We start from the raw sequence: 13,187 nt of genomic DNA on the forward strand, positions 1-13,187 counted from the left end.
GTCGCCTAGCCGGCGAGTACGTCGGAGGGGGGAGCCCAGCCCACGGCGCGGACGCGGTCCCAGCAGGCGGTTTTCTTCGCCCACTCCGTGATGTTCCCCCCGCTCGGGGGAGAGGTGAGCACCCGCCGCACCGCCTTCGCGACATCGGGCACCGCCGTGGCGATCGCCTCGGGCAGCGTCTGCTCGCGCCAGAGCCGGTCCAAGTCGAGTCCACCGAGCGTGTGCACGATCAGCGACACGGTGTGCGCCGCAGTCTGCCCCAGGTAGCCGCCGAAGTTCTGCTTCTGGATGATCGACCTCACCTGGCGGAACAGGATCCCCTTTGCGACCAAGTGGCGGAAGTACACGTCGTCGGGGGCTTCGCGCTCAGCCAAGCCCTCGTCCGACGTCCACGTCCGGAAGCACTTCTCGGCGCCCTGGCACACGACCTCCGGCCGGAGCGAGTAGGCGTACTCGTACTTCGCGGCGTCGGTCTTGCCGAACCGCTGCCGCACGGGGTTCTCGCGGTCGAACTTGCGCCGCGCGGCGGCGGTCGTGAACTTGTTCTTCTCGACGTCGTACTGCCCACGCACGCGTTCGTAGTACCAACGGGTCTGCTCGACGTCGACACCGAGAGGGGTCACCCAGGTGGTGCGGGACCAACGTTCCAGCCCCACGTGGAAGCGGCTGTTGCCCTCGAAGTCGGCCGGGGTGACGGCGTTCTGCGAGTTCGCGTAGCGGGAGATCTCCGGGACCATGCTGTCCAACCGGTCGTCGGGGATCAGGGTGATCTTCGCGGGCACGGTGACCTCGGACAGGTCGATCCCCTTGCGGGCCGCGTGGTGCAGCGAGGCCGTGGTCTGCCCACCGTTGACGATCTGCAACTCGGTCAGGGTCCGCAGCACCAGTCCGTTCGACGTCCGTTCGAGGTCCGCTGCACGAGCGGTGGCCGAGACGCCGTTGTTGTAGGCCAGGAACCGGCCGGGCTGTTCCTTGATCGTCTCCGCGATCCCCTTGTTGACCTTCCCCCGGGCCTGGAGGTAGGCGCGCACGTTGCGCTGGAGCAGGCGGCTGTGGTGCTCGTCGTACAGGTCGGCGAGCAGCTTGCCGGGCAGCATCGCCATCAGGCAGCGGTACCCGTCGGCCTGCTCGGGTGACTCCAAGCACTGCACCTCGTACCCCATCTTCGCGACGTCGATGAGGATGTCCTCCTGCTGGGCCCCCGAGCTGATCAGCTTCTGGAGGCGGCTGACGTCCCACACGTTCACCAGGGTCGGGAGACCGGCGACCGTGGCTTCCTCCGCGCGGCGCAACCCGGTCTTCCCGTCGGTGAAGACGAAGATTTTGATCATCTGGAGCTGGGACCACGCGCTGTGGATGCGCTCGACCATGTCGTACGCCGGACTCGACCGCTCCAGCTGCTCGTGCAGGCCGTTGCGGCAGAACTCCGCGAACGCGCCCACGTAGCGGACCAACTGGGTGAGCCGCTCTCGCTTCAACGGCTCGGCGTCCATGCCGTACTCGGACGTGACGAGGTGCAGGATCGTGCCGTCGCCCGTGATGTCGTACCCGGCGACCTCGACGCGGCGGTTCTGCCAGGGCATGAACAGGTAGCAGGTGTCCAGGTCGTCCAGCGCCCCGTCGTCGATCAGGTGCTCGCCGACCAGGGTCACGAACGCGTCCCGCGCCATCAGCTCCGGTTCGGCCTGGACCCGGTCGTCCACCCTGCGCCGCAACTCGGCTGCGAAGGCGGCGAGCTCACCGTCCGTCACGTCGTCCCCCCAGTTCGGTGTCGTTCGATCACGAGTTCGGACTTGCTGCGCGCTATGCGGGCGAGAGCGGCCAACCTCGGCCGGAGCGGCTCCGGCGGCACGACGGTGGCACCGGGGTGATCTCCACCCCACGTGGCGCGCTGTTCGGGCGGCACCTCGACGAGCACCCTGGCCAGTGCGGTGCCCTCCGCCATGTCCAGGCCGTCGAGCCCGAGCCAGCCGCCGCGGGAGAGGTATCGACCGTCGCACCGCACGTAGAAGCCCTGGCTCATCCGCCAGTCGGAGGGATCGCCCACCGAAGCTGTGTCACCCGCCCGCAGAGCTTCCGGGTGGGGGAGGACGCGAGGGCTCGCCACCACCGACAACCCCGCGGCGGTCACCCGTTCCTCCCCGAGGTGCTGACCGGCCGGGTTGCCCCACAGGAAGGGGTCCTGAGCGGTGACCGCACGTCCGTTGACGTCGATCTCGACCTTTCGCCGCAACAACTCGCCGAACACGACGCCGAGGTCGCGGACGCACCGGTCGAGGACCGCACCGACGCGCGCACGTGCGACCTGGGGCCGCGGGGCCCGGAGCAGCACGACCGACCACCGATCGGACTTCATCCCGGGCAGCAGTCCTGTGGGCAGCCTGCGCGTGGCGCGGTGCAGCCACCAGGCGTCGGTGTGCGCTGCGGAGGTGAGGACCAGGCAGGCCGAGGAGGTGTGGGAGTCCCAGGCGGTGACCTCGTCGTAGAGGGCGGCGGCGACACCGAGGGCCGCGGATCCGCGCGACACCTCCTGCCCTTCGCGGAGGGTCGAGAGCAGCGCGTACCCGGCGAAGGCGGCTCCGTCGTGGACCAGGGCGAGCCTGGAACTCGTGCCTGCGCCCGCGGTTCTGATCCGGATGTGACGGGCACCGGACGACAATGCGCGGTCCGCCAAGGCGATCAGCAGGTGGCCGACAGCGCTGTCCTCACCCGCGGCGCCGAGCCGTTCCACCAAACCTGTCCCCGTGGCGATCTCCGTGCCGAGCGGCCGCCGTTCGCGGACAGGTGTCCGCACGACGCTCAACCGGCGGAGCGAGACCTCCTTCGAGGGAGTGGAGGTCGTTCCGCCGGCGGTGAGTCCCACGTCCGCCAGTTTCCCGACGAGCTTGCTCTTCGCCTTGCTCTCGATCTGCCGTATCCGCTCGCGCGTGACCGAGAAGTGCTCGCCGATCTTCTCCAGCGTACGGTCGTCACCACCGTCGAAGCCGAACCGCAACCTCAGCACCTCGGCCTCGCGCTCCTTCAGCTGCGACAGGGCTTTCCGCACGAGTTCGGCGCCGAGTTCGTTGTCGATCACGTAGTCGGGGTTCGAGTGGTGTTCGAACGGAGCGGGAACCAGTTCCGCGAACGAGATCTCCCCGTCCGCGCCCAGAGGTGCGTCCAGGCTGATCACGCCCCTGGACAACCGCAAGCAGTCCACCACCTTCTCCCGGGAGAACCCGGTGCGCTTGGCGATCTCCGCGATCGGAGCGTCCTCCTGCTCGAGGAGCAGCCTGTTCCGGACGGCGCGGACCTTGCGGACTTCCTCGTACTTGTGGACCGGCAACCGGATCGTCGCGCCTTCGTCGGGAACGGCGCGACCCATGTGCTGGTTGATCCAGTTCACCGCGTAAGTGGAGAACTTCAGCCCCCGCGAGCCGTCCCACTTCTCGATCGCCCGCATCAGGCCCAGCAGCCCGTGCTGGTACAGGTCCTCGTAGTCGAGTCCCGCGCCGAGGTGCCTGCCGATGCACGAACCGACGAGACCGGTGTTGTGCAGCACCATCGCGTCGAACGCTCGGGCCCGCACGTCGTCGTCACGCAGGGTCGAGCGGAAGCCCTTCGGCAGTTCGTCCGACAGGGCTTCGTCGGCTGAACGCATGAGCTGTGCCAACCCGACCTCCTGGTCGGCGGTCAGCAGGCGCTTGGACCGGGCGTTGCTCCGCATCGGGACTGCGAGCAGGGCGCGAGCGCTGTCGACCGCCGACCGGGTGGGCAGAACCGGTTGCTCCGGCACGGCGGCACGAGACGTCGGGAACTCGAAAGTCGGGTCTGCCTCCACCCATTCGCCACCAGGCGCGTCGCGGGTTCGGTCGTCGAGCAAGGCCGGCGTCAGCCCGCTCAACGAGGTGGGTCGTCCGACACCGGAGTAAGAGAGGAACAAATCCGAACGTGCCGTCGGACCGAGTACCCGCAGCGCGTTCTCCAACCGGAAGCGGTCCTCCACGTGGTCGAGTCCCGCCAACACGATGTGGTCGAACCGCATTCCTATGGCGCTGACCCAGGTCAACACCTTCACGCCGGGGTCGGACCAGGTGATCGCGGCGTGCTTCGGGGCCTTGACGCCCGAGAGGTGCCATTGCGTCTTGCCGTCGAACAGGTCTCCGATCCCGTCCTTGAAGACCTGGACCAGTTCCCGGGTCGGGAGGAACACACCGATCTGCCGGTCGCGGTGCGCTGCCGCCTGCTCCACGACGAACCGGATCTCCTCGTCGACGTCTTCGTGGTCGACCAGCACCGGTCGTGGGCCTTCGCGGTGAGGCGCGGCCACCGGGAACGACCTGTCTCCGATGTGCGCCAGCAACTCGTGGATCTGCGCCGTACCGCCGTCAACCTCGTGGGAGGTGGTGGCGGTTCTCGCGCCGAGGAGAGTGGTCAGGTCCTCCAGCGTCGTGCCGGACTCGTCGACCGTCTGCACGGGGTCGACGAATACCGTCGCCTCGATGCTGAGCAGACGGAGCACCGTGTAGAAGTCACGCGGCAGTTGCTGCCCTTGGACGACGATGACGTGCCGTCGGTCCAGAGGTCGGACGTAACGAGCCCGGAGGTGTTGCTTGAACTCCCAGAAGTCGATGTCGTAGTCATCCGCCTGCGGCTGCTTGATCCGCAGCACCGTGCGCCAGACGTTGGCGAAGTACGAGTGGTACGTCATCACGGTGTCGCCGCGGCTCTCGAACGGCATCAGCGTGCGGATGCGGTTCGTCAGCACGCTCGACCGGGTGATGACGTGCAGCTCTTTGCCATGCCCCCGCAGGCGGCGGTAGGCCGCGACGGCTTCGCGTGCCTGGTCGACCGCAGGTGCGGCGACCACCACAGCGTGACGGGGCGCCTCGTGGACCGAGGCGTGTAACGCGGCGCTCACAGGAGGTTCCCCGGGACACCGCCGACGGTTGCGGCCAGGTCCTTGAAGAACCCGAACTCCGGGTCGACCAGCAGGCGTCGGTCCAGCAGCCGGTTCGTCGCCTCACAGCTCGTCTCCGGCGTCAGCGAGCACGCGTGGCACGCGGCCAGCGACAGCCCGTCGGGCCCTTGGCCGGGGTGGTCCGCGCACACCGGGTCGAACGAGCACCACAGGGCGGTGGTGATCGACATGTCGAGGAGTCTGCCCAACCGGGGGAACTCGCCCATCCTGACCAGGCCGCCCAGCGTGCCCTCCGAGTCACCAGCCGCCGTGTAGATCAGCACGCCGGACATGGGGGGACCGCCACCGTTCTTCGTCACGTACAGGCGCTCGCGCAACGAAGATGTCGAGTAGCCGGCTTCGAAGGCGGTGTTGCGCAGGAGCAGGTGCGCGAGGGTGTGCAACAGCACGAAACGCGGCGTGGGCTCGGGGAGCCACGTCGCACCCGTCAGCTCGCGCCGGTCGGCCAATCGCCGGCACCGGGTCACCACCGGAGCGGACTTCTCCCACCGAACGAGGGGCTCCTCGTCGAACCTGAGGAAGAACCCCTCTCCGAACACCTCGACGGCCGGCAGGAAGTCGGGGTCGTCGCTCAGGTTGGACGGCACCTTCTCCTCCATCGCGTAGCGCTCGAAGTGCGTCAGCACCCGAACCTCGCGGAGGCGGTCGACCAGCACGACCTCTGGGATCAGCCGGCTCCAGCCGTTCACGGTCCCACTCGCGGGGCGCAGCGGGCGATCGGCCCGTCGTGAGATGAACTGGTCCTGGTGGTGGTGCTCCTCTTCCCTCGGGTTGATCAGAGCTGCCCACTCGTCCGGGCGGATGTTCTCGGGTCCGCCATCGGGTTGTGCGTGGGATGCGCTCATCTCGTTGGCCAGCGCCGCCTCGACCTCGGCGACGGACAGGCCGTGCTCGTCGGCGATGACCTCGATCATGGCCTTGGCCAACTTGTAGCCCGGGTTGTTGACGAGGAACTTGAAGTCGTCTCTCTTCCTCAAGACCGCCAAAGGCTCGCTGACGGAACTCCAATCCGAGTCGGGTGGGATGTCGATCGCGCTGACCACGTTCGGGAAGTACACGCTCGACGCGCCGCGCTGCATCGCCACCACCTGCTTCGCGCACACCTTCGCGTCTTTTTGGTCCTGCCACGGCTGCCTGCCTGTGCACTTGCTGCCGATGTGCTTCAGCCCGACGCTCGTGGTGAGCCCGTCCAGCGTTCTCTCACCGCCGCAGGGCACGCACCGCACGACGAGGGAGTTGAGGCCGCCGCCGACGTTGGCCTTGCTGAGGAACTTCAGGTCCGATCGCTGGCACTGGTTCTGGTTGCGGTCGCGGCGATCGGCCGAGTGCGCCCAACGGACCCAGTCGACGTCCGACAGGTGCCCGTCGGCGCACACCGCCACGAACCGCATGGGGATGAGTTGCTTTCCGGCGGGGCAGTGCTCGCACTTCGGAGGGGTGTTGGCGACTTCTCTGGTGTACGACCACCGGCTCATGCGCCGACAGGCCGGGCAGAACAACCACTGCGGGAACCTGTAGTAGGGGATTGGCCTGCCCGGCATGGGCGAGGCCAGGGAGTTCACCCCGAGGTACGAGGCGAGCCTGGGGAAGTCGACGGGCACGCGTTGACGGGGCCACCTGCCCGCGTCCTCCACCACGAAGGACTCGCCGACGAGGTCGATGATCGCCCCGGGTCCGAACGGGCTGATGACCTGTGAACGTCGAACCTTGCGCACGGTCACTTGCGAGGCCCCCTCACTTGCACGTGGACCTCGACGTCGACGCTGCGCATCGAGTCGAGCGTCGCCCAACCATCACCCCGCTCGGTGAACCGCTTGAGCAGCTTGGGGCGCTCACGCCCACCTTGGCTGTAGCGCAGCCCGCCGAGGGGTTCCGCGTCGGCCGCCCGCTTCACCCACCTCTCGATCAGGGTGTCCAAGTGGGTCTCGACTCGTTTGAGCTCGGTCGCATCCGCCCGTTCCACGCGGCTGAGGAACCTCCTGAGGAGCGTGGCGAAGCGCTCGTCATCGGGGTCGAACGACGCAGCTTGCTGATCGCCCGACAGGCCGAGCGCGTGGCGTACCAGCACGACCAGGTCAGCGTGGAGGGCGCGCAGTCGCGCCGGCACCGAGAACGGGGTCACCGAACTCGGTTCCACCGAGCGGTAGAGGCTCGCGTGGTAGGGGGTGAACGACTCGTAGTGGGACCGGTCGCGCGGCTTGGACGGCGAGTAGACCGTCACCACGAGGCCGGGGCGGTCGACGTTCCGCCCCACGCGGCTGGTGGCCTGGATGTACTCGGCGGTCGTCTTCGGTTGGCCTACGACGGTCATGATGCCCAGCCGACCGACGTCGACGCCGACGGAGATCATGTTGGTGCTGGCCAGGAAGGCGACGCCACCGGGCGCGTCGTGCGGCTCCTTCAGCCGGTCGAGGCGTTTCGGGATCTGCGCGGAGGCCACGTTGCTGGTCAGCTCCACCACGTTGTCGTCGTGGAGCTGCCGCACGTGGTCCTCGGCCCGTGCGATCACCTTCAACCGCGACGGGATGTCGTCGGCTGCCAAGTTGATCGTCTTGCCCAGCTCGCGGAGGCTGTTGTGGTAGACGACGAGGGTGGAGTACGCGTCCTCGGCCGCGGGCGTCAGCTCGACCTCCAACGGCGCCTGCAACTGCGCCGCGGCGACGTGGATGAGCGCGGTGAGCGGTGTGTGGCCCTGCGGCATGACACCCATGTAGGCGCGCCCGGGTGCTGAGTGGTTCGTGCGCACGAAGTACGAGTCGGTGGCGTCGAGACCTGCGGGTGGGAACAGCGAGACGGACCGCCCGAAGACACCCCTGGTCTGCTCGTCGGCCCGGCGGATGGTGGCTGTGGCGGCAACGATCTTCGGCTTGTTCCCCAGGTGCTCCATCAGCACGTCGAAGGCCGCTTCGTAAAGGCCGACGATGGTACCCAGCGGACCGGAGATGAGGTGGAACTCGTCCTGGATGATCAGCGACGGACCGGGGTCGCGGCCCGCCCCGAAGAACACGCCGGTGTTCTCGTTCCACACCGTGCGGGCGAACTTGTCGACCGTGCCGACCAGCATGGTGGGCGGGTTCTGGTAGAGGTCCTCGTCCACCGACGACATCGGCAGTTCCGTGCGGAACGGGCACTTGTCGTTCAAGCACCGCACCCGGAATGAGTTGTTGGTCGCCGAGATGCCCCACCGCTGTTCGTCGTCCTGGTCGCCGGGGACGATCCGCGTTCCGCACCACGGGCAGGACTCGATCTGGAACCCCTTGTCGCCCGCCGCACCGTCACGCGCTCGCGCGAGTAATCGGCGGGCGTCCACGAAGCTGTTGGGGCTGTTCTCGCCGCCGACCCACAAGCCGATCGACACGGGGCGGCTGCCGAGTCGTCCGTTGGAGTCGCGGCGCACCAGCTCACAGGCGGCGATCATGGTCGCGGCTCGCTGGAACTGCTGGCTGGTGAGCAGCCGCAGGGTGTACCTGGTGATGACGGCGGTGCCCGCTCCGCCCTCCCCCAGGGTCAGCCTCCGGTGGAAGACGGTGAACGCGGCGAGCCCGAGGTACGCCTCGGTCTTGCCACCGCCGGTGGGGAACCAGATCAGGTCGACCAGGTCCCGATCCTCCCCCTCCTGGACCACGCCCTTAACGGTCATAAGCAGGAAACCGAGTTGGAAGGGACGCCAGGTGGGGTTGAGCGAGTCGTAGTCGACCCGCGGGTCCGGCGCTTCCGAGGGGGCGTGCGGTGAGCCGCCGAGGTGCGGCCGGCTGTGCGCCATCTGCATGGCCATCACCCTGTTGGCGAGCGCGAAGGCTTCGAGCGCGTCCGGGTCCTCGCGCAGGAAGTCCAGGCCGGAGAGCATGCGATCCCTGGCCCGGATCGCGCGGTCCCGCAACCGCTCGGCCGCAGGGCGGAGGCGCGGGTCGAGGTCTGCCGGCGCCGCGTCCCAGGTCTTCCCGATCCAGTCGGAGTACCGGTCGACGAAGCGGGTCAGAGCCGCGAACACGGGCTCCGGAGTGGTGGCGATCTCAGCGAGGCCGTTCAAGCGGACGGCGTCCGCCACGTCGGGCAGGTCGAAGGCGACATCCGGCACGACGTGCACAGGGAGGAACGACGTGCCGACCCACTCGGGCCGTTCGCCCGCGGTGTCCCAGCGGGCTGCCGTTCCGTGGCCGACGGCGTACACGGGCACATCGCGGTACTGGAGTTCGAGTTCTTCAGCTTCGTCGTCGCTGTGGGCCCGTGCCTGCGTCGGATAGCGGATGATGGCGCTTCCCGCAACCCGGCAGCGGAGCCCGACTTGGAAGAGGCAGTCCTCCGGAGCCACCGCCCGGCGCTGCTCCTGCACCTTGCGGTTGACCAGGACGACGGTGACGATCACCCCACCCGGATGTGGACGCCAGGTGACCTCGGCGCTGGCGGCCTCGCCCCACAGGTTGACCTTCCGGTGAATCCCGGAGGACGGGGGCTCGACCGTCAGCGCGGCACTTCCCACGAGGTCGAGCGGTTCGCGCTGCCACTCGTCGTCCTCGTCCGAGAAGCGGTGGTACCGCGCGGCCCGCACCTCCACGCTGATCGCGGACCGGTCCGCGATCATGAAGCTGATGCCGGCCGAACTCGGTCGGCTCTGCCCTGCGAGGGTGATGGGATCGTCGTCGTCGTCCTCGATCAGGGCGCCCGCCTGGTCGTCGACCTCCTCCGCGTCATCCGCCGGACCGCTCGCGTCGGCGGTAAGCGGGGCGAGCGACACCGGGTACAGCACGGCAGTCAGGTACCGGTGCTGCGGCGCCTTCTCGTAGAGGACTTCGTCATCCCCGTCGACCGGGCCGACCAGCTGGTCGTGCAGGTACTCGAGCACCCTGTCCCGGTCCGGGAACCCCGTGGTGTGCACCTCCGTCACCCGTCCACTCCCGTTCCACCCGGCTTGAAGACCCACAGGGCGGCCTTGGCCCGGGTCATGCCCACGTACAACTGCGCACGTGCCGCCTTTTCGTCTGCCGTGTCGTCCACTTCCAGGAGGACGTACCGGCTTTCCAGCCCCTTGAAGTCGGCCACTCGGGCGAATCCGACGCGACCTCGACCGGGCCGGCGCATGCGCATCAGGTCCAGCACATCGATGCGTTCGAGCCATTCCGCAGGCAATTCGACGAAGATCGATGCGTTCAACTGGTGCGGTGACAGCAGCACGACCTGCTCCGAAGGCACATCGTGTTCTTCGAGTTCGGTCAAGGCTGCCAACACCGCGGCGACCGCCTTCTCGCGGACCTCCTCGACCACCACGACCTCGCGGCCGTGGCCCGCCTCGGTCACCCCCAGATCGGCTCCTGTGCGCTCCTGGGTGGCGCGGACGATCTCGATGGTGTTCCGGCAGTTGTCCATCAAGTCGACGTTGGTTGGGCGGTGGGAGTCCAGCCTGGCCTTCGCATCGTCCTCGTAGCGACCGACCAGCCCCCGCTGGTTGTTGGAGTCGAGGAAGAACGCCCAGCGGCCGTCCGCCAGGCCGCCCACCAGCACGGTGTCCAGCACGTCGAGGTCGTGCCCGTTGACGACGTCCTGCCCCTCGTCCACCACGACCACGTCGAAGGTGTCCGCGTCGAAAGCCGACACCTGGTCGAACGGGACTGCGGTGATGCCGTCCAAGTCCTGCTGCGAGCGGATGAAGGCGGCGAGGACGTGGCTTCGGCAGGTCAGCAGGACACGTTCGCCGGAGACCCGGGCCCGCCTGCACATCTCGACCGCCAGCATGGTCTTGCCCGTTCCGGCACCGCCCTCGAACACCACCCGCGGGTTCCTGCGGTGCTGGTCCAGGGCCTTGTACTGGCTCTTGGTCAGGGCGACGAGTTCCTTCTCGACCAGGTCGTCGAGACGGCGCAGGGACAGCACGCGGTCGAAGTCGGGGCGGAGGACGTTGAGGTAGCGCTCGATGTCATCGGGTGACAGAGGTCCCCGCCCGCCGAGCTTGTTCTCCCAGAACGCGCCCAACCGGTCGAGGCAGTCCGCCCATCCCTCGGACGCCAGTCGGACCTCGTTGATCACCATTTCCGGAGCCCATTCCACGCTGACCGCGTCGAACTCGCTGTCGGGGAAGACAGCTCCGTACCCGAAGACCGTGCGGTCGACCAAGTCCGGGTCGGCCGTGGTTCGGCGGAGGACCTTCTCCAGGGCGAACATGCTGGTCTGCGCTTGGTCGAGAGGGCTCTCCTTGAGTCGGTGCCGATTGCCCTTGAGGTCGCGCGTGTGCCACACACCCTTCCTCAACAGGATCTCGCCACCTTTGACTTCGAGTACCAGCAGGCCGCGTTCGCCGAGCAAGAGGAAGTCGATCTCGCACACCCGCTTGCGGTCGTGCTCGGGCAAGTTGGTGCTGTGCATGGCATATTCCCACCCAGCCACTTCGAGTGCAGCCAACTGGGAGAAGATCTCCTGCTCGGCCCGGCTGGCACCGGGATGCACCGAATCCGGGATCATGCGCACGGTAACCTGCCTGCTCTGCGACGAGTGGGGGAAGTGGTCGAAAGTGTGTTCGAGCAGTTCAGCGAAGTCCCCCTCTTGGATCACCTAAGCAGTCGTGCGCGAACGATCCATCGCTCGTTCGGGTGACATGGTTACACGGCAAAAAATGTGAGCTTTAGTCACGTGTGCATGTCGGGCTCGTCATTCGATCAGAACACTTTGAGTGTGCCTGCGAACCCGATTTTTGCGGTCTCATGTTGCGTCGTACGAGTGGTGAAACACCCATGTAGGGGCACCTGTGAACAAGCTCGGCGCGCTGAAGTCGGCAGTTGCTCGGACGGGGCTGCTGCTACCAATCGCGCCATGCGGGGCAACCCTGAGACCGCCCTCATTTCGCAAGCGGTCGGTATCCGCGAAGTCATGTCGACCGATGTCGAGGTGGGCCAGGTTGTCGGGGGTCACAGGCAACATGAGGGCGTGTACACCTACCTCGATCCTGGGCCGGCACCTCCTGCAACACGCCAGGCCACCGCGAAGGTGCTGCGCCGCATGAAGCGGTCCGGCACGCGGCCCGAGCTGGCGTTGCGCAGTGCGCTTCACCGCCTGGGTCTGCGCTTCGTCGTGGATCGCGCTCCGCCCGGGACGGATCGCCGCAGGCGCGTTGACATCCTGCTGCGCGGTGCGCAGATCGCCCTGTTCGTCGATGGGTGCTTCTGGCACTCCTGTCCGGTACACGGTCAACTCCCGAGAGCCAACCGCACGTGGTGGCGGCTGAAGTTGCGGGGCGTCGTGTTGCGCGACCGCGACACGGACGCCCGGTTGACCGCAGCCGGGTGGTTGGTGGTCAGGGTGTGGGAGCACGAAAATCCCGCAGAAGCTGCGGAGCGCATACGCGGTCTGGTCGCGATGCGCACCACACATGCGCAGATAGGGGGAGGATGACATCGGGCTTGACTTTCTGATGGCGCCTGCGCACCGCTTGCTGAGGCCAGCAGCGCGGCTCGCGGATCCTCGGTCGACGACTTGGCTCGGGAATGGGCGGTGTCATGAATTCTGGTGCGGTTGAGGCGGTGGTAGCTGCTGCTATCAGGCTTAGGTTGCACGCAGTCCCACGGGTTCTGCACTCGCCGAGACGGCGAGAACTCCTCAACGGGACCGCTGGTCACATCACCCGTTCTGCGTCGCCCAGCTGAGGGATCGTGTGGCCAGTGGTCCACGGGCACAGTGAAGCAGGTGAACGTCCGACGTCTCGAAGTCCTGTTCCCCGCTCACGTGAATACCCGTGAGTACGCCATTGCCTGTGCGGTGTGGAGTGCGCTCGCGCCGACCGGGCCCATCGAGGACAACTCGTTGCGGTCCGACAAGGGCATGGGCGACGTAGAGTCGCGCGAGGTGTTCGACGAGGGTGTTCCTGGTTCCTCGTGAATGCCACAACCGGTGCTTGACTCAGCAGACCGGACAGATGTGTCGAGCTGCAGACCGCGAGGTTGTTCAGCTGTGCTCCGGATCCGCGTCGCTACGGGCGTTGCCACCTGAGCCAGCGGTGCCGACGCAGAAGTCCCGGCTACTGCACGAGGATCGGAGCTTTCACCAGTGGTAGCGCAGTATGGGGCGGCGGTGAGTTGGAGGTGGGTGCGGACTCCCTGTGCCCACCTCCAGCGATGTTCCGGAGGGTTGGAACGAGAGACCTTCGACAGGTCTGCAGGAAGGTGCCGGAGCAACTGCAGTTGCTCCGGCAAGACCGGAACAAGACCTGTTCGAGCAGATCAGAACCTTTTCTTATCGTCCC

Annotated in this window: 7 protein-coding genes; 2 read left to right on the top strand and 5 right to left on the bottom strand. The window is 67.4% G+C overall.

Features of this window, described 5'->3' with window-relative positions:
• Positions 1-5 precede the first annotated feature (5 nt).
• From EKG83_RS09740 to EKG83_RS09760, 5 genes are read right to left on the bottom strand one after another with little or no spacing between them, the layout of a single operon-like run.
• On the bottom strand, positions 6-1,751 hold the full coding sequence (locus EKG83_RS09740) for an AIPR family protein (RefSeq protein WP_033433656.1): 1,746 nt from the start codon (positions 1,749-1,751) through the stop codon (positions 6-8).
• Positions 1,748-4,900 (bottom strand): sigma-70 family RNA polymerase sigma factor, encoded by a 3,153-nt coding sequence (locus EKG83_RS09745; RefSeq protein WP_051766524.1) that lies wholly within the window; start codon positions 4,898-4,900, stop codon positions 1,748-1,750. The genes EKG83_RS09740 and EKG83_RS09745 overlap by 4 nt, the downstream gene beginning before the upstream one ends.
• Entirely contained in the window at positions 4,897-6,681 is a 1,785-nt protein-coding gene (drmB, locus tag EKG83_RS09750; protein WP_033433657.1) for a DUF1998 domain-containing protein, read from the bottom strand. The genes EKG83_RS09745 and drmB overlap by 4 nt, the downstream gene beginning before the upstream one ends.
• Positions 6,678-9,845, bottom strand: coding sequence for a helicase-related protein (locus EKG83_RS09755; protein ID WP_063741421.1), 3,168 nt, complete (start codon positions 9,843-9,845; stop codon positions 6,678-6,680). The genes drmB and EKG83_RS09755 overlap by 4 nt, the downstream gene beginning before the upstream one ends.
• Positions 9,842-11,503, bottom strand: a complete 1,662-nt coding sequence (locus tag EKG83_RS09760) for a nuclease-related domain-containing DEAD/DEAH box helicase (protein WP_033433658.1) — start codon at positions 11,501-11,503, stop codon at positions 9,842-9,844. Before EKG83_RS09760 ends, EKG83_RS09755 begins: the two co-directional genes overlap by 4 nt.
• Positions 11,504-11,875: 372 nt before the next feature.
• On the opposite strand from EKG83_RS09760, the gene EKG83_RS09765 reads away from it, so the two are divergent.
• Both EKG83_RS09765 and EKG83_RS09770 read left to right on the top strand, forming a co-directional pair.
• A complete protein-coding gene (locus EKG83_RS09765; RefSeq protein ID WP_033433693.1) occupies positions 11,876-12,340 on the top strand; it encodes a very short patch repair endonuclease in 465 nt (154 codons plus the stop codon).
• A 291-nt stretch (positions 12,341-12,631) separates the two neighbouring features.
• The gene (locus tag EKG83_RS09770) at positions 12,632-12,823 is read left to right on the top strand and encodes a hypothetical protein (protein ID WP_153277969.1); all 192 of its coding nucleotides are present in this window, start codon (positions 12,632-12,634) and stop codon (positions 12,821-12,823) included.
• Positions 12,824-13,187: the final 364 nt, after the last annotated feature.

Source organism: Saccharothrix syringae, from assembly GCF_009498035.1.
GTDB lineage: Bacteria > Actinomycetota > Actinomycetes > Mycobacteriales > Pseudonocardiaceae > Actinosynnema > Actinosynnema syringae.